The sequence below is a fragment of the Paenibacillus sp. CECT 9249 genome, assembly GCF_918697855.1.
In the GTDB taxonomy this organism is placed as follows: Bacteria; Bacillota; Bacilli; order Paenibacillales; family Paenibacillaceae; genus MSJ-34.
The window spans coordinates 121,226-142,560 of the sequence record NZ_CAKKLI010000005.1 but is presented as its reverse complement, the minus strand read 5'-3'; the positions used below and the strand labels follow the sequence as shown (position 1 = coordinate 142,560).

At 51.8% G+C, this 21,335-nt stretch carries 18 protein-coding genes; 15 read left to right on the top strand and 3 right to left on the bottom strand.

The window, feature by feature from the left end; all coding sequences use genetic code 11:
* The first annotated feature begins 48 nt into the window (after positions 1-48).
* The 6 genes from LQ229_RS06995 to LQ229_RS06970 all read left to right on the top strand — a co-directional run bounded on the left by LQ229_RS06995 (position 49) and on the right by LQ229_RS06970 (position 8,469).
* On the top strand, positions 49-1,242 hold the full coding sequence (locus LQ229_RS06995; RefSeq protein WP_230191269.1) for a M20 family metallopeptidase: 1,194 nt from the start codon (positions 49-51) through the stop codon (positions 1,240-1,242).
* Positions 1,239-2,438, top strand: a complete 1,200-nt coding sequence (gene thrC, locus LQ229_RS06990; protein ID WP_230191268.1) for a threonine synthase — start codon at positions 1,239-1,241, stop codon at positions 2,436-2,438. The genes LQ229_RS06995 and thrC overlap by 4 nt, the downstream gene beginning before the upstream one ends.
* Positions 2,439-2,496: 58 nt before the next feature.
* Positions 2,497-3,522: a Gfo/Idh/MocA family oxidoreductase gene (locus tag LQ229_RS06985; RefSeq protein WP_230191267.1), complete on the top strand. Its 1,026-nt coding sequence runs from the start codon at positions 2,497-2,499 to the stop codon at positions 3,520-3,522.
* A 12-nt stretch (positions 3,523-3,534) separates the two neighbouring features.
* A complete protein-coding gene (locus LQ229_RS06980; RefSeq protein WP_230191266.1) occupies positions 3,535-4,719 on the top strand; it encodes a M20 family metallopeptidase in 1,185 nt (394 codons plus the stop codon).
* A 1,003-nt stretch (positions 4,720-5,722) separates the two neighbouring features.
* Positions 5,723-6,352 carry a polysaccharide deacetylase gene (locus tag LQ229_RS06975; RefSeq protein WP_216537923.1) on the top strand — a complete coding sequence of 210 codons (630 nt, stop codon included), beginning with the start codon at positions 5,723-5,725 and terminating at the stop codon, positions 6,350-6,352.
* A gap of 287 nt (positions 6,353-6,639) precedes the next feature.
* The gene (locus LQ229_RS06970) at positions 6,640-8,469 is read left to right on the top strand and encodes a 5'-nucleotidase C-terminal domain-containing protein (RefSeq protein ID WP_230191314.1); all 1,830 of its coding nucleotides are present in this window, start codon (positions 6,640-6,642) and stop codon (positions 8,467-8,469) included.
* Positions 8,470-8,549: 80 nt separating this feature from the next.
* On the opposite strand, the gene LQ229_RS06965 is transcribed toward LQ229_RS06970, so the two are convergent.
* Both LQ229_RS06965 and LQ229_RS06960 read right to left on the bottom strand, forming a co-directional pair.
* On the bottom strand, positions 8,550-8,957 hold the full coding sequence (locus tag LQ229_RS06965) for a polymer-forming cytoskeletal protein (protein ID WP_216537922.1): 408 nt from the start codon (positions 8,955-8,957) through the stop codon (positions 8,550-8,552).
* Between the two features lie 52 nt (positions 8,958-9,009).
* Positions 9,010-10,113, bottom strand: a complete 1,104-nt coding sequence (locus LQ229_RS06960) for a M23 family metallopeptidase (RefSeq protein WP_216537921.1) — start codon at positions 10,111-10,113, stop codon at positions 9,010-9,012.
* Between the two features lie 302 nt (positions 10,114-10,415).
* Here LQ229_RS06960 and LQ229_RS06955 point away from each other — a divergent pair, with 302 nt between their 5' ends.
* The 4 genes from LQ229_RS06955 to LQ229_RS06940 all read left to right on the top strand — a co-directional run bounded on the left by LQ229_RS06955 (position 10,416) and on the right by LQ229_RS06940 (position 14,961).
* The gene (locus LQ229_RS06955; protein ID WP_230191265.1) at positions 10,416-11,522 is read left to right on the top strand and encodes a glycoside hydrolase family 88 protein; all 1,107 of its coding nucleotides are present in this window, start codon (positions 10,416-10,418) and stop codon (positions 11,520-11,522) included.
* Between the two features lie 483 nt (positions 11,523-12,005).
* Positions 12,006-12,635, top strand: a complete 630-nt coding sequence (locus tag LQ229_RS06950) for an SGNH/GDSL hydrolase family protein (protein ID WP_230191264.1) — start codon at positions 12,006-12,008, stop codon at positions 12,633-12,635.
* 205 nt (positions 12,636-12,840) lie between these two features.
* Positions 12,841-13,779 (top strand): methyltransferase domain-containing protein, encoded by a 939-nt coding sequence (locus LQ229_RS06945; protein ID WP_356709891.1) that lies wholly within the window; start codon positions 12,841-12,843, stop codon positions 13,777-13,779.
* Between the two features lie 210 nt (positions 13,780-13,989).
* Positions 13,990-14,961 carry a DUF2167 domain-containing protein gene (locus LQ229_RS06940; RefSeq protein ID WP_230191263.1) on the top strand — a complete coding sequence of 324 codons (972 nt, stop codon included), beginning with the start codon at positions 13,990-13,992 and terminating at the stop codon, positions 14,959-14,961.
* Between the two features lie 61 nt (positions 14,962-15,022).
* Here the strand turns inward: LQ229_RS06940 and LQ229_RS06935 are convergent, their stop codons facing one another.
* Positions 15,023-15,934 carry a TetR/AcrR family transcriptional regulator gene (locus tag LQ229_RS06935; protein WP_230191262.1) on the bottom strand — a complete coding sequence of 304 codons (912 nt, stop codon included), beginning with the start codon at positions 15,932-15,934 and terminating at the stop codon, positions 15,023-15,025.
* 168 nt (positions 15,935-16,102) lie between these two features.
* On the opposite strand from LQ229_RS06935, the gene LQ229_RS06930 reads away from it, so the two are divergent.
* The 5 genes from LQ229_RS06930 (at position 16,103) to LQ229_RS06910 (ending at position 21,331) form a co-directional block, all read left to right on the top strand.
* Positions 16,103-16,768 (top strand): GTP pyrophosphokinase family protein, encoded by a 666-nt coding sequence (locus LQ229_RS06930; protein WP_216537916.1) that lies wholly within the window; start codon positions 16,103-16,105, stop codon positions 16,766-16,768.
* Between the two features lie 51 nt (positions 16,769-16,819).
* Complete coding sequence (locus LQ229_RS06925; protein ID WP_230191261.1) at positions 16,820-18,424, top strand: MDR family MFS transporter; 1,605 nt, start codon at positions 16,820-16,822, stop codon at positions 18,422-18,424.
* A 237-nt stretch (positions 18,425-18,661) separates the two neighbouring features.
* Entirely contained in the window at positions 18,662-19,246 is a 585-nt protein-coding gene (locus tag LQ229_RS06920; protein ID WP_216537914.1) for a nitroreductase, read from the top strand.
* A gap of 485 nt (positions 19,247-19,731) precedes the next feature.
* The gene (gene kduI / locus LQ229_RS06915) at positions 19,732-20,565 is read left to right on the top strand and encodes a 5-dehydro-4-deoxy-D-glucuronate isomerase (protein WP_216537977.1); all 834 of its coding nucleotides are present in this window, start codon (positions 19,732-19,734) and stop codon (positions 20,563-20,565) included.
* A gap of 4 nt (positions 20,566-20,569) precedes the next feature.
* Entirely contained in the window at positions 20,570-21,331 is a 762-nt protein-coding gene (locus tag LQ229_RS06910) for a DeoR/GlpR family DNA-binding transcription regulator (protein ID WP_216537913.1), read from the top strand.
* The last annotated feature ends 4 nt before the right edge of the window (positions 21,332-21,335 follow it).

The following is a 21,335-nucleotide window of genomic DNA, read 5'->3' as shown; positions in this document are numbered from 1 at the left end:
ATGCCCGTCGGGGCATGTTTACGGCAATTTGGAGAGAGGGGAACGGAAATGGACGAGCGGGCGGCATCTTATTTCAATTCCGGCGAACTGCTGCGAATCGCGCAGCGTCTCATACAAATGCCAAGCGAGAATCCTTCCGGTACGGAAGAAAGCGTCGCTCGATGTATCAAGAGCATTCTGGAGGAAAACGGAATTTCCGCCGAATTGTCGTGGGCGGCTGCGGGAAGGCCCAATCTTATGGCTGCCATAGAAGGGGAATTGCCCGGACCTGTATTGGTATACAACGGTCACTTGGACGTCGTTCCCGCCGGTCCGTATTGGATCAAGCCGCCGTTTGACGGGTTGGTGGAAGACGGGAAGCTGTACGGCAGAGGCGCCTCGGACATGAAATCGGGCGTGGCTGCGATGCTGTATGCGGCGATCGTATTGAAACGTTCGGGCGTTTCGTTTCATGGGAAGCTGATCTTATTTTTTAACGTCGATGAAGAACGTTCCAATCTGGGCATGAAACATTTCATGCGGGAGGAATTTACGGCCGATTATGCGGTGATCGGCGAACCGACCGATCTGGACGCATGTATTTGTCATAAAGGGGACGGAAGATACCGGCTTGATACGTACGGCATATCCGGACATACGTCTGTGGTGGAACGTCCGGATAATGCCATTTATAAAATGGCCAAGCTGATTATCGGCTTGGAACGGCTGGGAAATGAAGTGAAGCGGCGCAAGCATGAAATGCTCGGTTCCGCTTCCTTGACGGTGGCGCAGATCCATGGAGGGACCGCGCCGAATATCGTACCGAGCCACGCGCAGATCGAAATCGACCGCCGTGTGCTGCCTGGGGAATCCGAGGAAGAAATATACGGGGAAATCGAACGTACGGCGAGGGAAATTTCCGCCCGGGAAGGATTCGACGTGCGCTTGGAACAGTATTTGTATTTGCCTCCTCATTCGCTTGAGGAGCATCATCCGCTCGCGCAAACCGCGCTTCGAATCGCAACGGAAATTACGAACGAGCGCAAGCGGATCAAACCCTTCCTGGCGACGACGGAAGCACCTTTTTTCTCCGTGGCCAGAGGAATCCCGACGCTCGTTATGGGGCCGGGCAGTTTGCATCGGGCGCATACGGAAGACGAATGGGTCGACATACAGGAATTGACCGATGCTTCCCAAATCTATATCGCGCTGGCGTTGGAACTTTTACAACATTGCGAATCTAATGAAGGAGGGCGTTTATGATTCGAGGATTGCGTTGCACGTCTTGTGAAACAGCCTATCCGTTGGAGCCGCTATACGAGTGCAACCAATGCGGTTCCATCTTGAAAGCGGATTACGATTATGAACGAATCGGCATCAAGTGGGCGGAAAGCGGCGTAGACACGGAAGACTTGCTGCCGCTGCCCGCAGCGGAGAGAGTGTCGATCGGAGAAGGCAACACGCCTTTAGTGAAATCCGATCGCCTGGCCAAGCGGCTTGGCCTGCGGCATCTATACCTTAAATGCGAGTTCGCCAATCCGAGCGGGGCATTCAAGGATCGCCCGGTCTCGATGGGCGTCTCGATGGCCGTGAAGTTCGGCTACGGCCGCATCATCGTCGCATCCAGCGGCAACGGCGCGGCGGCGACATCCGCCTTTGCCGCCAGAGCCGGCTTGGAGGCCGTCGTGCTCGTTCCCGAACCCACGCCGCAAGAGAAAGTAAAGCAATCTTTAGCTTACGGCGCCCGCGTCGTCAAAGTTGAAGGTCCGTACAGCAATTCCTTTGCGGTGGCGAAGGAAATCGGCGAGAAATATAACATGTTTAACGTGACTTCTACCTTTATTAATCCTTATACGGTGGAAGGGGACAAGAACGTCGCCTTCGAATTGCACCGCCAATTGAAGAACGTGCCGGATGTCATTTATGTTCCGATCGGAGCAGGACCGCTCCTTGTCGGCATATTCAACGGCTATGAAGAATTGAAGAGGTTGGGCGTAACCGGAGCGTTGCCGCGAATGGCGGGAATTCAAGCCGAGGGCTGCAGTCCGATCGCCCGCGCCTATTTGGAAGGAAGAGACCAGGTGCAATCCGATCCGTCCCCGCGGACGATTGCCGGAGGAATTTGCGACGGCCTCCACGGATATGCCAAGGACGGGACGTACACGTTGGAAACGATTCTTCGTTCGGGCGGGTTCGCTAACTACGTTGCGGACGAAGAGATACGCGCCGCCCAGAGCTGGCTTGCTCAAGACGAGGGGATGTTCGTGGAGCCTTCTTCCGCCGTCAGCATCGCCGAGCTTGTCCATAGCGTGAAAGCCGGCAGAGTCAAGCCGGATTCCGTCGTCGTTGCCGTTCTGACCGGGCACGGCCTGAAAGACATGACGCAGGTGCAAACGGAAATGAACGCCCCGCTCATTCCGAATCGGGCTCAAGCTTTGGCGGATTTGTTAGGCGTGTAAGATGGGAACGGATGGCAGAGTGGAACATATAGACCAGAGAAATGGAGGAAGGGCAGACATGGATAAAATTCGCATCGGAATATTGGGAGTCGGCCGCTTCGGCAGGCTGCATCTGCACGTATTGCAGCAGCTGCCGAATTGCGAGGTCGTCGCGATCTCCGACTTAAACGAAGATTTATTGCAGCAGGTGTCCGAGAAATACGGCATTCCCCATACCTATCGAAATCCGGAAGAGATGATGAAATCCGACCTCGATGTGATCGACATCGTGTCCGACGAAAGCACGCATGGCACCTTTGCCATTCAAGCGTTGGAACACGGCAAACATGTCTTTATCGAGAAGCCGATCGCTACCACCGTACGGGATGCCGAACGAATTTATCAATTGTCCCGCGAGCGCGGCAAGCAAGTCATGGTAGGCAATATTAGCCGCTTTGCGCAGCCGTACTACATGATGAAAAAATCGATTGAGGCGGGCGCTCTGGGAGAGATCGGGCATATTCGCGCCAAACGGGATTTTAGCCGGGACTGGTTTCAAAGCTTCGGGAAAAGAGTTCATCCCGTCTACGAATCGGGCATTCACGATCTCGATTTGATTTTATGGTTCGCGGACAGCGCTTGCCAAGAGGTTTACGCCGTGGAGCGAAGCTTGAGCGGGAATCGATACCCGGATCTGTTCACGGCAACGTTGACGTTTGCCAACGGCATTGTCGCTACGCTCGAATCGGCATGGCTTGTCCCGCGCAAAGGTCCGCGCAACTTGACGGAAACGCTGGAATTGGACGGCACGATCGACGCCCACATGGAGATCGTGGGTACGAAGGGATCGACGCAATTCGGGACGCTTAACACGGGGCTATCCTTATGGTCCGACGAGGAGATTCAAGTGCCGGACTATGTGCTTTGGCCGACCGAGCATGACGGAATCGGCGGAGCGATTCGGGCCGAATTGCAGCATTTTACGTATCAGGTGCGGAAGGGGGAAGAATCCCGGGTCGCGCCCTTGCTTCATTCGGTGGAAGCTTTGAAAATCGCCGATGCGATCGTTCGTTCCGGCCAAGACAAAACGATCGTTCGTTTGTAATGGGAGGACAAGATGCATACCAATCCGATTCAACTAATTCGTCCGCAAGAAACGATAGATTTGCTTGAACGGCTCATTCGCATTCCCGGCCACGAAGATTGTCCCGGGCAGGAAAAAGCGATCGGGGAATTTTTATATAGGTTATTTCGCGAGGAAGGGATCGATGTCGAGCTTCAGGAAGTGTCGGACGGCCGCTCGAACGTAATCGCGCGCTTGCAGGGGACGGGGGGCGGCAAAAGTTTAATGTTGAACGGCCATATCGACACGATCCCTCCTTACGATATGCCGGACGCCTTGCGGCCGGCCGTTCGGAACGGCAAGCTGTACGGCAGAGGAGCCGTCGATATGCTCGGCGCGATCGCCGCGATGGCCAGCGCGTTGATCGCTGTGCGGCGTTCGCAAATCCGGCTGCGCGGCGATCTTATCTTTACCGGCGTGATCGGGGAGGAAAGCGGCAGCGCCGGCGCATGGCATATGGTGAACCAAGGCGTCGGAGCCGATTATGCCGTCGTCGGCGAACCTACAATGATGGATATCGCCGTGGCTCATAAAGGCGTCGAGTGGTTCGAGATTCAATTCGAAGGCTTGGCTGCGCACGGCAGCAATCCGGATGCGGGAATCAATGCCATTTATCATGCCAACCGGTTCATCCAGAAGGTCAGGGAAACCTATATTCCGGAATTGGCAAGACGCGCGCACCCTTTGCTTGGACATTCTACCGTGAATATCGGTGAAATACACGGCGGCAAACGGCCCACGATCGTGCCGGATTGCTGCGTAGTCAGATTGGAGCGGAGGTATATCCCGGGCGAAAACAGAGAGCAAGTCTTTCAAGAGATGCTGTCGCTGCTGGAAGAGGTCAAACAGGCGGAGGATCATGTAAAGGTGTCGATCCGCCGAATGCCGATCACGAAGGATGTGCCTCACGATGCGTTGGAGAGTAATCCGGACTCCCCGCTCGTTCAAGCGTTATCCGACGCTTGCCGGGAAGAGACGGGACGGAACCATGCCGCGATCGGGGTTCATTTCTGGACGGACGCGGCGATTCTGTCGAATTACGGGCAAATGGAAAGCGTCGTGTGCGGTCCGGGCAATGTCGCGCAAGCTCATTCCAATGACGAATATATCGAGTTGTCGCAATTGGAAGCGGCGACGCGCGTCTATATCAAGACGGCGCTGCAAATTTGCGGAAATTGAGGACTTCGAAGGCCTTTGCACGGCAACGAGCGGTTGCTGGTTACGAACGGACCGTACGTCCCTTATTGCGCTCCGAACCCTCTGATTCGCCGTTTTCGCGGACCGTAGATCCTTTATTCGTTCGATGGAGTGCTTAATTTTGCATGTGTAACGCGAATAGCGTACTGTGTATCCGCGAACGGTCCCAAATCGGGCCAATTGCAGCAAATAGCGTCTCGTGTGTCCGCGAACCTGTGAAATATAATTCGGTATAAGACGTTTTATTGACTAGCGTTGCATTGAGCGATTTTGCTGCCCTTTACACTTAGCGGCAAGATGGTTGCGGACACATTCAACGATTCGTTCACAGATCTACGGACAGCACTCCCTTTTGTCGAAATCCCCTTCGCTCAGCAGACTTAAATGGTGTGTCCAACACGACAAATCTAGTCTCATAAAGGCGTTTAGGACGTGATATTCTCAAGAGGCATAATGGTGTCGAATAACCGATAGTGTCCCCGGACAAGTTCAATTTTTCTGAACTTCTGAACGAGGGGGATTTTCACAGAGGGCCCAAAAAACGCTTGATCTGCGCGAAAGGATGAAAAAGTTTAACGGAACGCTAATAGGGCTGCGCCGGTTCATTGGATTTTATCCAATGAATTCCCCGTTCTGCACCGGAATGAAACCTCTTCATTGGAAATGATCCAATGAAATCTTCGAAAAACGGCTAAAACATGAAAAATGAGGGGAATCCGCTGGACAATTTCCAATAGAAGGCCGCTTGGAACGAAAATCGGCAATTTCCGTTGGACATTTTCCAATGGGAGTTGGAGCAGAGGCACTATAATAGCTGCATGTGAAACCCCTATGCGCATGGGTAAGGTGCATGGAAATTCATTGTTAAGTCCGAAAATTCCCGTTTTTCCCTTCAAAACAGTCGTTTTGAAGGGAAATTCATTTTTACACAGTCTAACTTAATAAAGGAATCTATTATTCCAAATTAAAGGAGACGTGTAAAGGAATGTCCGTGACATTTGGCAAGAAGCTGATTCAATCCGGCTGGATCGTTTGGGAGAAGGGGTTTGGGCTTATATCGCGTTTGCGCAGCTCGCATATGTCGCAATACGGGATTTGCAAAGTGTTTGTAAGAAGGCATCAAGGGAAGAGTCTCGAGTGCGGGGACGGCACTTTTGTCCGCAGAGGAGATTGGATCGGAGAGCTTCATCTGGACAACGAAAAAGTGTTGCAGCTGCTGCGGACGGTCGGCGCGCGGCGCGCGGCGTTAATTACGGCGCGTATGACGAAGGAATCGTTGCGGGAAATTAGCGCCGCGCTCGAGACGATGCCGGAAATGGTGAAGGTGAAAGCCTTGACCGGCGTGACGCTGCTTCACCGCGGCATTACCCATGGGCTAGGTTTTGAAATACGGGCCATGGAGTCGAATTTATTCTATCGATTGTCTACCGTATATCTTCGTTTTTTATTGAAAGTGCTGCATCCGGACGGACAAAGCAGAATCGATGCCAAAGCGGAAAAACTCGTGCCGCTGATGCTCATTCACTCCAGAGCTTCCTTGTTACAGCATTTCTCTTCCAAAGGGACGGTATCCGTCCGTTCTTCCCGCGATCAGCCGCTTGTCGTTTCGGGGTAAACGACGGCGGCTTGTTCCGCAGGCGCTGCCGCATCGCCGCCAGACAATATGCCGTACCTTCTAACAATAGGAGAAAAGTAATGCTAGATATCGTGCCGTTAGAGGGTTACAATATAACTATCGGCAAACGCTTACATACCCGTATTTCATCATCTCGGAAGAAGAGAGCCGAAGATTGAGGCAAATTTTACAATCGGAGGTGATTCGTTAACATTCCTTTAATACTAGCCTGGTAGAATGAGTAAGAAAACTATTAAATCGTGGGGTGTAGTGTGTTGAAAAAGTTGATGAAAGTTAGTGCAACGTTTTTCTTAGCCTTCGGACTTGTTTTCTCGACGTTCTCCGCTTTCGCATTTGCGGAAACAACGGGCGCAGCAACGAAAAAGATTACGATTCTGCATACAAACGACACGCATTCGAGAGTGGAAGAATCGGAGCAAGACGGCATGGGTTTTGCGAAAATCTCTACACTGGTCCAAAAGCATAAAAAGGAAAATCCGAATACGCTGCTGCTGGATGCCGGCGACACGTTGCACGGAACGAACTTCGCAACGCTTGTCAAAGGGGAGAGCGTAGCGCAAGTTTTGAATAAAGTCGGCTACGATTCGATGGCACCGGGCAACCATGACTTCAACTACGGGTACGAAAGACTGCTAGAGTTGGAGAAAATGATCGTTTTCCCTCTCGTCAGCGCGAACGTGAAGTACGAGAACGGCGAGCGATTGTTCAAGCCGTATATTATTAAAGAAGTCGACGGCATCAAGCTCGGCATCTTCGGCTTGACGACGCCGGAAACGACATACAAGACGCATCCTAAGAACGTGGAAGGCTTGACGTTCACGGATCCTGCCGAAGAGGCCAAGGCGATGGTTAGCGAGCTCAAAGGCAAAGTGGATATGATCATCGCGGTCACGCATTTGGGAATCGACGAATCGAGCACGGACACAAGCATTAAAGTTGCGAAGGAAGCGCCGGGCATCGATTTGATCGTGGACGGGCACAGCCATTCGACGCTCGTGGAAGGCTTGGAGGCCGATCATAGCACGTTAATCGTCAGTTCAGGGGAATATACGAAAAATCTCGGCGTCGTAGAGCTTACCTTCGAAGGCAATAAGTTGAAGGATAAGAAAGCGAAGCTGATATCGAAACAGGAAGTAGCGGACGTCGAGCCGGATCCGGCAATCGTTGAGACGATCGCTTCGATCAAGAAAGCGCAAGAGAAAGTTCTTGCCGAAGTGATCGGCAAAACGGCGGTGAAGCTGGACGGCGAGCGGGAGCAAGTCCGGGCCGGAGAAACGAACTTGGGCAACCTCATTACGGATGCGATGATCGACATTACCGGCGCGGAATTGTCCATGACGAACGGCGGCGGTATCCGCGCTTCGATTCCGGAAGGCGACATTACGAAAGGGCATGTAACGACCGTATTGCCGTTCGGCAACTATATTATTACGAAGAAGGTCAAAGGAGCGGATATTAAGGCCGCGTTGGAAGTCGGAACGTCCGCTTATCCCGATGTGAAAGGCGCGTTCCCGCATGTCGGGGGAATGACGTACAAGATTGATGTCGATCAGCCGGAAGGACAGCGCGTCCATTCGGTTACGATCCAAGGCAAACCGCTCGATCCGAATCGCGAATATTTGCTGGCGACGAACGACTTTATGGCTGCCGGCGGCGATGAATATACGATGTTTAAAGATTATCCGATCGCCAACGAATATCCGGCATTGGATGAAGCGCTGATCGGCTATATTCAAAAATTGGGAGATGTGAAAATTAAAGCGGAGGGCAGAATTAAGGCCGAGCCGCAAGTGCAGGAGGCGGCACAACCGGCAACGGAAGAGAAGGCGAAGGAAGAGGTTCATCCTAAGCCTGTCGAAGAATCGAAGTCGCAACCGGCAGAAGAGCCGAAAGCGGAAGCGAAACCGATTGGAAATCAGCCTGTTGCGGAAGAAAAAGCGGAGCGGGCTCCGGAAGTATACATCGTCAAATCCGGGGACAATCTTACGAAAATCGCCAAAATCTATGGCACGACATGGCGCAAGCTGCAAGAGTTGAATCAGCTTCGCAATCCGAATTTGATTTACCCCGGCCAAAAAATTATAATTAGCAAGTAATGTAAAAGAGAGCGGTCCGGCACAATAAATTGTGCTCGGACCGCTTGTCACTTTCATTCGATTCTCCGGGAACGTCCTTGTTATTCCTCCCGCGCCGCGGCCGCCTGCTTCTGCGCCTTGCCCGCAGCGTCCGCTTCGCCGCCGGGTGCGGACATTTTGCTTTCGCCGACGAAGAGGGCGCCTTCGTGGATAATGACCGACGCACTGGTGAAGTTGCCGTGCAAGCGGCCCGTAGGCGTAATCGTCAGCTTGCCTTTTGCGTGAATATTGCCATGAACCAATCCGGCGATAACGATGTCGGCGGCAGAAATATTGGAATGGGCGGAGCCGTTCTCTCCAATCGTCACATCGCGGGCGCATTCGATTTCTCCGGTAAAATTGCCTTCGATGCGCAAATTCGTTTCGCACACGATTTTCCCTTCGATTTGCGTGCCGTAACCGATGAGCGTATCGGTCTGCTGCGCTTGAGGCTTCGAACTTTTAAACACGGAAGCGTCCTCCTTCAATTTCAATAGAATTTATTCTAGTATCCGTCTCAACTCATTCATGTTCCATATGCGTATCGGCCGTTGCCGCAATATCCGCAAGCCTCTCCAGAAACGGCAGCGGATCGATAGGGGTATCCTGCTCCAACACTTCGAAATGAAGATGCGTGCCGGTGCTGCGGCCGGAACTGCCCATTTGCCCGATCCGGTCTCCCTTCGAGACTTTCGCGTTCGCTTCGGTTTCGATCTGGTATAGATGGAAGTACCGGGTGCTTAAGCCGGATGGATGCTTGATGACAATATACCGTCCGCGCGAGTTGCTGAATCCGGTTTCGGTAACCGTACCGTCAGCCGCTGCGTATATCGGGTCTCCGGTGGTTCCGCCGATGTCGATGCCGGAATGGTATGCCGCTTTTTTCTTGAACGGGTCTTTGCGGTAACCGAACAAGGACGTCAGCCGGGTCGATTCGGTCGGCCATTGCGTTGGAATTCCTTTGAGCAGGCTTTCCATATTGAGCACCTTCTGCAGCGTGACGGGAACTTTCTCGTCCAGCGAGGAAAGGGCCGTTTGCAAATTCCGCAAACGTTCGCCCGTTTCCTTGGCGACGCCGACGATTTCGGCGCTGGTCGCTTCGCGGAATTCCCCGCCGACGTTGTCCGTCGCGTCCCAAGGGGAGGCAAGCGGAGATAGACCGGGCAACGGCGATTCTCCGGCCGCCGAAGACGATGCGCCCGATAACGCCGAAACGTTCGGCGACGAAGTCGACGTCCGGACTGTGCCGGACGACTTGGCGTACTCTTTCGGATTCCCGTATTCGTTCACGAACTGCTGCAGTTGGGATTCCATCTGCGCAATCCGGTTCATGCGATGCTCCACCTCGTCGGTCAGCGCCGTCAATTGCAATACTTCGTTTTGCAGCCGGTCGATCTCCTCTTCCTTCTGCGCCAGCGTCGTATCGAACGCCGATTTTTCCGCGGTCAGCGCCGTGAGCGACACTGTGCGCACATACAGCATGGAGGCGAGCAGCGCGAGAGCGGCCGCCAGCAGGAGCGGCACCGCGACAAGCAGCAGCTTATGCAGATGGATTTGTTTGACCGATTGATGCGCGCCCCGCATGACGACGATCGTTATTTTATTTGAAATCCATTGTTTTTTCATGAATGTCGAATCCTTTCTGCGCCAGCGTAAGCAAGTACGCATAAATTGGCGCAATCTAACCAAATTTCACCGTTTATTGTCGATTTTTGCCCACTATAATAACATATCATTTTCCCTATTTTTTTTCTATGATTTGGCAACAAAATTTTCATATTTTCATATGTTCAGCGCGGAGCGTCACACAAAAGTATGCTTCAATCGCTATTACCCATATTTTTCCTTGAACAAATAACGGAAAGCGCATACAATCTTCGCATATCGATTAATCTGTTATTCCATCATAGAAGAGGAGGAGCGCGCGAATGGAAGAAGCTTGGGTGTCATCGGTATGGGAGCGGTTATTGAGCAAGATCGACGGGATGAAAAACGAGTTGCAGCATAAATCGCCGCATACGACCGTTAACGGCGTTTATGACGATATGCGGCTGGATTGGTGGACTTCCGGATTTTGGCCGGGCATATTGTGGATCGTCTACGATATGACGAAAGACGAGTCGTACCGGGAAGCGGCGTGGGGCTGGGACGAACGAATCGAGCAATGCTTTGTCAAGCCGTCGAATTTGCATCATGATGTCGGCTTTCAATTTCTGCCGACCGCAGTAATCAAATATAAACTGACGAACGACGAGGACGGCTGCAGAAGGGGACTTGCCGCCGCCAATTTTCTGGCGGGCCGTTTCAATCCGGCGGGTAAGTTTCTGCGGGCGTGGAATCAGGAGATGCGCGGGTGGTCCATCATCGATTCGATGATGAATTTATCGATCCTTTTCTGGGCGGCCGAGCAGACCGGGGATCCTAGATTCCGGCATATTGCCACGGCTCACGCCGATACCGTTCTGCGCTGTTTCGCGCGCGGGGACGGCACCGTATGCCATATCGCCAGTTTCGATCCGGAAACCGGCGCGTTCATCGAGGCGCTCGGAGGGCAAGGCTACGCTCCCGATTCCGCATGGAGCCGCGGCCAGGCATGGGCGCTATACGGACTGGCCAACGCTTACCGCTATACGGGAGAACAGCGCTATTTGCGCGCCGCGCAGCTCGTCGCCCATTATTTTCTCGCGGCATTGCCGGAAGACGGGGTTCCGCCGTGGGATTTTCGCGTCCCTGCTGCGGAGACGGAGCCGAAGGACACTTCGGCGGCGGCATGCGCCGCTTCGGGAATGCTGGAAATCGCCGCTAGCTTGCCCGAACAGGAGGCTTGCCTGTACCGGAACGGAGCCGTGCGGATGCTGCGTGCCTTGGCGGACGGCTACGCGACATGGGACGAGCCGGAACAGCAAGGCATTCTTCGGGGCGGTACGGGCAATAAACCGGCAGGACAAAATGTGAATGTGTCGCTCATTTATGGAGATTATTTTTTCACGGAAGCGATCGCCAAGCTGAAAGGCTGGGAGAATCGAATCTTCTAATTTGGCGCGACATCGCACTTGACAGCAGTGTCAGAAGGGCTTCTAGAGCGTCATTCGTTCAAGCGCAAGTAGAAGGAGATGCCTTCCTACATTTCAAAGGCGATTCGCGCGGCGATCTTGTTTGGCGCTAACGAAACTGACAATCCTTAATGCGCTCAAAATGAAGACATTCCCATCCTAACGAAAGTACGGATCGTTATTCATTGGAAATCGGCGGTTTTACCGCCTTTTTCCCCTCATTAGCGTGTTGTAGTTTCGTTACACCAGCAACAAGGCAATTGACACTCTATTAGCGTGTATATGTTTCGTTTAGTCCGCCCGACGGGGCGTCAGCCGCTGCGGTATGATGAAAATAGACTCCAATCTCCATTTACAGGTCGAGAAGATCTCCCTTGTCCGTTTTTTATAATACCGCTTTCATAAGCAATATAGTAAAATACAAGCATCGATATTTCATTACGTTGGAATGGAGAAGGATGCTGGATGGGACAATTTCTTCAACAAAATGACGTCATTTTATTTCAAGGCGACAGTATTACGGATGCCGGCCGAAACAGAGACAGCGGAGACGATCTTGGCAGAGGCTACGCCTATATGATTGCCGGCCGGTTGTCGTTCCTGCATGCCGAGAAGCGGTTGCGGTTCGTCAATCGCGGCATTAGCGGCAATCGGGCAAGTGATTTGCAGGAACGTTGGGAAGCGGATTGCCTCGACATCAAACCGACGGTCGTCTCTATTTATGTCGGCATTAACGATACGTGGCGCCGTTATGACCAGAACAACCCTACGTCGGCCGAACAGTTCGAACAAGGCTATCGCGATCTGTTGATGCGGACGAAGGAAAGGTTGGACGCCCGTCTCATTATGGTCGAGCCGTTCGTCGTGCCGTATCCGGAAGACCGCAAGCAGTGGAGGGAAGATTTGGACCCGAAAATCGCCGTCGTCCGCGAGCTTGCCCGGGAATTCGGAGCGCTGCTCGTGCCGCTGGACGGCTTGTTCGCCCAAGCGTGCACCCGGGCGGAGCCAAGCTTTTGGGCGCCGGACGGGGTGCATCCGTCTCCGGCGGGACACGCGCTCATTGCGGATGCATGGATACGGACCGTCGGCGCGTAGATTGACGCGAAGCCGGGCGGGAGCCCTGAGGCCGCGAACGAATATGGCTAATGCCAAAACTTCGACTGAGAGGTCGGAGTTTTTTGCGTTCTCATTAACCATATTAACGATTAAGGAAGCGAATTGACATTGACAGTAGGATGGACTTATGGGCATAAATAAATGATAGAAACAGCAACATTTCGGGAAGGATGGAGACGAAGCTTTGATAGAGAAGGTGCAGACGCCGTTTTATTATTATACTTACGCATGCCACGAGGATGAAGTGGAGCTATGTGCGCTGGAATTGCGTTCGCTGTTTGGAGTGGAGCCGGCCGGGGGCGGCTTGGCAAGCGAAATCCCGATCGATCCGAGCCGTAGTCCGTTTATACGGCAACGGATTTCCGTCCTGTGCGAGGGGGCGTCCGTCCGGGAAATTGCCGAGCAAGCTTCGTCGCTGCAACTGGAGGGTGCAACGTTTAAAGTCGAATATATGAAGGGGGACACTGTCGCGGATTACACTGAACGGCGTGCGATCGAACGCGAAATCGGGGCCCGCATTCGCGGCACGGCGGATATGCGCCGGCCGGAGCGGGTATTTGGCGTCATACATGCGGAAGGTCGATGGTTATTTGGCGAATGCCGCGGCAATGAAGCGATTTGGCTCGCCCATAACCGCAAACCTCGCCAATATTCCACAGCGCTTAGTACGCGCGTGGCCCGGGCCGTGGCCAATATCGCCGTACCGAACCCGCTAGGCGTGAGAGCAATCGATCCGTGCTGCGGAATCGGCACCGTCGTCATCGAAGCTTTATCGATGGGAATCGACATCGTCGGGTTTGATATCAATCCATTGGCCGTGCGGGGAGCCCGGGAGAATCTGGCCCATTTCGGAATGCCGCCAGCGGTGAAGCTCGGCGATATACGCGATCTTGCCGGCGAATACGATGCGGCGATTCTCGATTTGCCGTACAATTTATGCTCCCGATTGACATCGGAAGAACGCTTGTCGATGCTTCACAGCGCTCGCAGACTGGCGCGTAAAGTCGTCGTTATTGCGACAGAACGAATCGACGGCGATTTGGAGCATATCGGTTTTTCCATTGTAGATCGATGTGTCGTCAAAAAAGGGAACTTTTCCCGGGAAATTGTCATCTGTGTGTGAATTCCCGATTTTAGACGATTAAAGTAAACGAATAGTCCTAGCTTGATATAAGAAATTACAAAATATTACAAGACTAAAGTACCGTTTTTTGAAATTTTATTAAATTTTACCTACTGACCGTGTTATGATACTACTTATGATTTCAAAAAAAGATAAGGGAGAAATTGTAAGGTGAGTAAAAACGGTTTTAGGTGGATTGCAAAATGTTTGTTGAGTGCGGTATTGTTGTGCGTTTTTGCAATGCCTGCGGCTGCGGCATCGGAAGAAACGACGGATGTTGCCGAGACGGATTTCGGGCCGGAGCTTCATTGGATTGAGGGAGGCGGAACCGTCGACTTGGGAAGCGACTTGGCCGAATTGAAATTGGGTTCTGAATTCGTTTTTTTGGACGGAGCGGATAGCAGGCAATTTCAAATGTGGGTAAGCGGAAGTTCTTCTTCCCGAGAGATCGGAACGGTATTTCCGGCAGACGAAAACGAAGCGTGGTATGTATTATTCGAGTATGACCATGTCGGCCACATTAAAGATAAGGAAAAAAACAAAATCGACGCCGATGCGATCCTTGACAGCTACAAACAAGGAACGGAAGAGAGGAATAAAGAGGTAGATTCGGAGCGGCAATTGTTCATCGACGGTTGGCATATTCCTCCTTCCTATGACGATAAGACTCATCAACTGTCCTGGGCTTTGCTGGCGCATGATATACATAACGAGAAACTGATCAACTATAATGTTCGTTTACTGACGCGAGAAGGATACATATCGGCGATTCTCGTAACCGATCCGGACCAATTGGATCATGACCGCACAACGATGGAAAAATCGATCTTGCCGAACTTCCAGATGAAAACGGGACAACGTTACGAAGATTTCGACCAGAAAACGGATAAAGTGTCCGAGTATGGGCTCAGCGGGCTGATCCTGGGAGGCGCCGGTCTGGCGGTTGCCAAAAAAGTAGGGCTATTGGGCATTATCGTCCCGTTGTTGAAAAAGGGTTGGATCCTTATAGTCGCTGCCATTGCAGGGGTGTTCGGTTTCATAAAACGCAAAATAACCGGCAGAAGAAAGGAAGACGAGACGGTTAGCGAATACCATACGCAGCCGGAAGCTCCGTCGGAAGACAGTTCGACGACGCTTGACGCCCAGCGCGATCCGGCGCAGGACCAATCGAAAACATTATAATCCGCAGCAAGGGGCTCCCCGGACGTCAATCTACCCGGTGGCTGCCCCTTTGTTTTCTTCGTTACAAGCCCCGATTTTCGTCAAAATGAGCGTGCAAAAGCGCGTATAAACGTTTTAATTTTTTATTCAATTCAGGGGCGTGGATTTGCCGGAGATGGGAAACCATGCCTTGTACAATAATTGTTTTCGGTTCGGTTTTCAGCAATTCTTCCTCAATGACTTGAAGCGAAGATACGATATCCTTGGCAGTTCGGCCGCTTATCCGAAGTTGTTCTACGCGTTCCTTCAATGCGACGATTTCATCCAGCAAATATTCGGTGTTGTCGAAATCAACAATATTCTCGGTATCCAGAAAATGCTGCATTTCGTTTGCCGTAAGGAAAGGCTTCGGTTGTTTCGACAGCAAGCCGGATACGATATCGTCGAGACGATCGACGAGATATACGGCCAATTCGCGGGTATCGAAGCTTTTTTTATAGAAAATTATTAATCCTATATAGCTTGTCACCATCGATTTGAACATATTCGTGCAATCCAGCGCCCAAGGTTCGAACGGTTGTCCGTACACTTCAAGCAACTGCTTGTGCAGCAAAAGAAAAAGCCGCGCTTGTCCGTGCAAGGCGTATTTTTTAATTTCATCGTTATTTTCAAAAAATTGTTCTTTCAGTTGCATCGTAATAAAATCCCGGAATTCCGTCGTTTTCTCGAAATGGGTATGCAAGTGTGCGATTAATCTTTTCCTTGGAGATAAATCGTCTTGCTGTCCCGCGACGACAAGCGCATGATGCATTAAACCGAAGTAATATTTGTAAATGGAGAACAGAAGATCGTCTTTCGATTTGAAGTACAGGTACATGGATCCCTTGGCAATGCCGGCGGCATCGGCGATTTCCTGGATGGACGTAAGATGAAAGCCTTTCTGGGCGAAAAGCTTGATTGCCGTCTCGATGATGCGAATTTTTTTGTCTGTCATCCATAATCACCTCCTTTATGAATCGGATCCGGACATCCAATACGCTCATTCTAGCGAAGAACGCGCTTGAAAGCTGCGTTGACTGAGCGGTCATTATTTATTATAATAAACTGACCGTGCAGTTTTATCAAGCGATTCAGTCACCCCATTGTAAAAAGGAGCAAAGAAATGATCGAAATTAGGCTAACCGATGCCAATCAATGGAAAGCGTTTATTATCCCGTATAAATTCGCTCTCGATAAGTTAACGATAATGATAAATCACATCAATCAAGAAGCGGCCGCATTGTACGATTACAATCCGATCGAGCATATTAAATCGAGGCTGAAATCGCCCGAAAGCATCCTGAATAAATTGGAACGCAAGGGGCTTCCCGTCACGTTTCAATCGGTAACCAACGATTTGTTCGATATTGTCGGCATCCGCATCATCTGTTCTTTCGTCAGCGATATTTACGATTTGTACGAGCTGCTCCGGAAGCGGCAAGATTTGAAAATCGTCGAATGCAAAGATTATATCCGCAACCCGAAACCGAACGGATACCAAAGCTTGCATCTTATCGTTCAAATTCCGGTAACGCTGGCTTCGGAGACGAAGCAAGTATATGCGGAAATTCAGCTGCGGACGATGGGCATGGATTTCTGGGCTAGTCTCGAGCACAAAATATTTTACAAATACAATAGAGATATTCCCGACAGGCTGAAACGGGAGCTGCGCGACGCGGCGGATATGACGGTGAAGCTGGATGAGAAAATGAAGGCGATTAGCGACGAAATCGGCCGAATCGAGTCACCATACGCGCAATTGACGAACCGGGCGCAACTGCAGACATAAAGGAATGACCGGTGGGTCATATATACCGAGAGGAATGGAGTGAAGAAGTGTATGGTTGCAACGGCACCGCAAAAAGGAATTAACACCAAGCTAGTATTAATCGGTCTTATTATCGGTATGTTTTTCAGCGCATTGGAACAAACCATTGTCGGGACGGCGATGCCGACGATTATCGGGGAATTGAACGGTTTCAGCATCTTCGCTTGGGTGACGACCGCTTATATGATCACTTCCACCACGATCGTTCCGATCGTCGGGAAGTTGTCGGATTTATACGGCAGACGGTTTCTATATTTAATAGGGACCATTATATTCATCATCGGTTCGGCTTTATGCGCCACGGCGAATTCGATGGAAATGCTTATTTTGTACCGGGGATTGCAAGGGATCGGCGGCGGGATGATTATGCCGCTCTCGCAAACGATCATCGGGGATATCTTTACGGCCGAACAGCGGGCGAAATGGCAAGGCGTATTCGGCGCTTTGTTCGGACTTAGCTCCGTTGTCGGGCCTTTTATCGGCGGATTTCTGGTCGACACGATCAGTTGGCATTGGATCTTTTTGATTAACGTGCCGTTCGGATTGATATCCGCGATCACGATCTTTATCGGGTTAAAAAGGGAGAATGTGGACAGAAGCAAGAAAGTCAACATCGACTATTTGGGGATCGCCACCTTCGTGCCGGCCCTTGTCTTATTGCTGCTCGGATTGACGTTCGGCGGGGACAAATTTGCGTGGAATTCTCCCGCAAGCTATGCGATCTTCGGCGGAGCGGTTCTGTTGTTCGTCATCTTCGCTCTGGTCGAGCGGAAAGCCGCCGATCCGATACTGGATCTTTCGTTGTTTAAAAACCGCGTATTCGCGGTGACGAACGGACTAGGGTTTCTGCTCGGTCTGGGCATGTTCGGCGCGATCATGTTCGTGCCGCTGTTCATGCAAGGAATACTCGGCGTATCGCCGACGAAGGCCGGCTCCACAATGACGCCGATGATGATCGCGCTCATCGTGGCCAGCGTGCTCGGCGGCCAATTGCTCTTGCGCGTCCGCTTTCGTTTCGTGCTCGTGCTCGGGATGGCCGTTACGACGTTAGGCTTTTATTTAATGAGCACGATGGGCGTAGATACGACGATGATGACGACGTATACGTATATGGTTATTCTGGGATTAGGCATGGGTCTTGTCATGCCGACGCTTATGATTGCGGTCCAGAACGAATTTCCGAAGAATCGTCTCGGTACTGTGACGTCCGCATCGACATTCTTCCGCTCGATCGGCGGAACGATGGGAGTGACGATTCTTAATGTGGTTATGAATCATAATATTGCAGCAAACATGCGGGATGTTGCGGCCAGCGAGCCGGTCGCGACCGACCCGGTATTGGGGCAAATAATGGGCAAGCTGGCCGAGAACACGGATGCGTTGTTCAGCATTATGCTCAATCCGGCCGTACTGCAACTGCCTGAAGAGATTTCGCGCCAGGTCGTCGGCTGGATTCAAGGCGCCTGGACGCAAGCCTTCAGCACCGTATTCACGGTCGGCCTGACTTTTGTGGCATTAGGCGTTATCGTTGCCGCATTTGTCGGCAAAGGCAAAATCAAGCGGGACAAAGACAAGGAGAAAGAGATGGCCGAGATGGCGCAGCCCGCAACGGAATAATATTGAACGCTGTACTTCAAGCCGCTGGGGAGGAATATAATTTCCTTCTCGGCGGCTTTTCGTTGTTGCTATTTTACGTTCACGCCTCTATAATACGTTATATGTAATTGATAATCATTATCACTGAGAAAAAGATCATGAACGTGATCGGTCCATCATATGTTGAATCGAACATTGTTCGAACGTCGACCGTACGCCGGCCGAATGCCGACGACGGGACAACAGGAGGTATGCGTCATGCAATTGGAAGAAGCGATCCGGGGACGAAGAAGCGTAGGCAAAGTCAAGCCGGACGACGTAGATAAAGCGATGATCGAGAAGCTGCTGGAGGCCGCAATATGGGCTCCGAGCCATCATTGTACCGAGCCGTGGCGTTTTATCGTCATGACGGGGGAGGGACGCAAACGGTTGGGACGCGCCTATGCGGAAATCGCGAAGGAGTCGTTGAACGGGGATCGTGACGATCCGGCGAATCGGGAACTGCTGCGCAAGCAGGAAGCGAAGGCGTTCCGCGCGCCTGTCGTGATCGCGGTTGCCGCGACTCCGTCGACGGCACCGAATGTCGAGCGGATCGAGGAGTTGGCCGCGGCCCACGCCGCCGTGCAGAACATGCTGCTGACCGCCCATGCGCTTGGGCTCGGCGCCATCTGGCGTTCGGGAAGCCCGATGTACCATCCGATCATGAAGCGGGCCTTCGAATTGGATGACAAGGACGCTTTGGTCGGGCTCGTCTATGTCGGCTATCCGCAGGACGAGCCGAAAGGGAAGGCGGCGCGCGTTCCGTATGCCGAGAAAACGGTCTGGATCGAGCAGGATAAATAACGGCTATTGGATTTTGTCCAATGGATTACCCGTTTAGACGCCGTTTTCCAGCTTCCATTGGATTCTGTCCAATGGATTTTTCGATATTGCGGGTAAATGAGCGAAAATCGAGGAATCTGTTAGATGATTTCCATTAGAACCCCGTCTCGTGCCACGAATTCGGCCGTTTTTATTGGATGAATTCCAATGGAGAGTACGGCGGAGAGCAGTACGAATGCAAGCCCGAGCTTACTTTTAATCGATTCATTCATTGCATCCTCAATCGAACGGTGCCCGTTTCTCGCACCTATATCATCATCATCGTATCGTCTGTATCGGCCGGAAACCGTATGAAGGTTGCCGGCCGATTTTTTATTAGAAGGTACCATTTTGAAATAAATTAAACATTTGTGAACTTTTTTGAACGTATTGAACCTAAATGAACATTTATGTTATAGTGGGGGTACAGTAAACAATGACATGGGAGGTTTATACACATGAGTCAAATGGAAATCCGCTATGCTACCAATCCGCAAGCGACGAAGCAATATGACACGGAGCAACTGAGAAACGAGTACTTGATCCAAAACTTGTTCGAAACAGGCAAATTGAATATGGTATACAGCCATGTGGACCGCATCATTACCGGCGGTGTCGTACCGGGAGCGGAAGCGATTAAGCTGGAAGCGGACAAAAAGGAAATGGGCTCCGACTATTTCCTCGAGCGCCGCGAAATCGGCATCATCAATATCGGCCCGAAAGGTACGGTCGTCGTAGACGGCGAAGAGTACGGCTTGGAAACGAAGGACTGCATCTATATCGGACTCGGCGCGAAGGAAGTTGTGTTCAAAAGCGAGAATCCGCAGCAGCCGGCACGATTCTATTTCAACTCGACGCCTGCGCACAAGACGTATCCGACCGTGAAAATGCCGATTAGCGAAGCGACGCCGAACCATCTGGGAAGCATTACGAACTCGAACGAACGTACCATCTACAAGTATATCCACACGGGCGGCATTCAAAGCTGCCAGCTCGTCATGGGCATGACGCTGCTGAAGCCGGGCAATATGTGGAATACGATGCCTTGCCATACGCATAATCGCCGTTCCGAAGTTTACTTGTATTTCGATATGCCGGAAGACGGCGTTGTTTTCCACTTTATGGGCGAACCGACGGAAACCCGTCACTTGGTGGTTCGCAACGAGCAAGCGATCATCTCGCCTAGCTGGTCGATTCATAGCGGCGTAGGCACGAGCAATTATACTTTCATTTGGGGCATGGCCGGCGAAAACCAAACGTTCGAAGATATGGACGCCGTTGCAATGCAGGAGTTGAAATAAGTTTATGACGACAGTCAAGCGCCACGAAAAAATTATGTCCCTCTTACTGCAGGAACGATCCGTAACCGTATCCGAATTGAGCGAACGGCTCCAAGTAACGGGGAAAACGATCCGCGAGGATCTGGAGAAACTCGAGGAGAAGGGGTTGCTCGTACGGGTGCGGGGCGGAGCCGTTCTGGCCGACGAGGACGATTTCGGTTTGCTGCCCGTCAAAACGCCGAACGTGAAGAATGTGAAGGAGAAGACCCAGGCGGCAAAACAGGCGCTGACGCATATCGCCGAAGGGGACATTATCGCCCTCGACGGCGGAAGCACGACGCTCGAAATCGCCAAGCTGCTGCCTAATCAGCCGCTTACGGTGATTGCGAACGATATTTTCATTATTTCGGAATTGGCTTATAAAGATCGCATCCGTCTCGTCGTTCCGGGCGGCGTGCGCGAACGGAACTTGCTGATCGGCCAGGACGCGGTCCAGGTCGTCGCGCAATTGAACATTGCCAAAGCGTTTATCTCGGCGACGGCTATTCATCCGGAGTACGGATTGACGACATATACGAGCACGGCGACGGAGATGAAGCAGGCGATGATCCGGCAGGCGACAGATGTGTATTGCGTGGCCGATCATACCAAATTCGGCAAATACGCTTTAATGACGTTCGCGTCGGTCTCGGAAATCGGCACGTTCATTACGGATAGCGGACTGAGCGAAGAGATACGTAAGCAATATGCCGCGCTCGGGATGACGATCGAAACGCAACTAACGTAAAGGA

What these genes read in the sequence shown, in the direction of transcription:
- LQ229_RS06995 (WP_230191269.1), top strand. Translation starts at nt 49, where the DNA reads ATGGACGAGCGGGCGGCATCTTATTTCAATTCCGGCGAACTGCTGCGA.
- thrC (WP_230191268.1), top strand. Translation starts at nt 1,239, where the DNA reads ATGATTCGAGGATTGCGTTGCACGTCTTGTGAAACAGCCTATCCGTTG.
- LQ229_RS06985 (WP_230191267.1), top strand. Translation starts at nt 2,497, where the DNA reads ATGGATAAAATTCGCATCGGAATATTGGGAGTCGGCCGCTTCGGCAGG.
- LQ229_RS06980 (WP_230191266.1), top strand. Translation starts at nt 3,535, where the DNA reads ATGCATACCAATCCGATTCAACTAATTCGTCCGCAAGAAACGATAGAT.
- LQ229_RS06975 (WP_216537923.1), top strand. Translation starts at nt 5,723, where the DNA reads ATGTCCGTGACATTTGGCAAGAAGCTGATTCAATCCGGCTGGATCGTT.
- LQ229_RS06970 (WP_230191314.1), top strand. Translation starts at nt 6,640, where the DNA reads ATGAAAGTTAGTGCAACGTTTTTCTTAGCCTTCGGACTTGTTTTCTCG.
- LQ229_RS06960 (WP_216537921.1), bottom strand. Translation starts at nt 10,113, where the DNA reads ATGAAAAAACAATGGATTTCAAATAAAATAACGATCGTCGTCATGCGG.
- LQ229_RS06955 (WP_230191265.1), top strand. Translation starts at nt 10,416, where the DNA reads ATGGAAGAAGCTTGGGTGTCATCGGTATGGGAGCGGTTATTGAGCAAG.
- LQ229_RS06950 (WP_230191264.1), top strand. Translation starts at nt 12,006, where the DNA reads ATGGGACAATTTCTTCAACAAAATGACGTCATTTTATTTCAAGGCGAC.
- LQ229_RS06935 (WP_230191262.1), bottom strand. Translation starts at nt 15,934, where the DNA reads ATGACAGACAAAAAAATTCGCATCATCGAGACGGCAATCAAGCTTTTC.
- LQ229_RS06930 (WP_216537916.1), top strand. Translation starts at nt 16,103, where the DNA reads ATGATCGAAATTAGGCTAACCGATGCCAATCAATGGAAAGCGTTTATT.
- LQ229_RS06925 (WP_230191261.1), top strand. Translation starts at nt 16,820, where the DNA reads ATGGTTGCAACGGCACCGCAAAAAGGAATTAACACCAAGCTAGTATTA.
- LQ229_RS06920 (WP_216537914.1), top strand. Translation starts at nt 18,662, where the DNA reads ATGCAATTGGAAGAAGCGATCCGGGGACGAAGAAGCGTAGGCAAAGTC.
- kduI (WP_216537977.1), top strand. Translation starts at nt 19,732, where the DNA reads ATGGAAATCCGCTATGCTACCAATCCGCAAGCGACGAAGCAATATGAC.
- LQ229_RS06910 (WP_216537913.1), top strand. Translation starts at nt 20,570, where the DNA reads ATGACGACAGTCAAGCGCCACGAAAAAATTATGTCCCTCTTACTGCAG.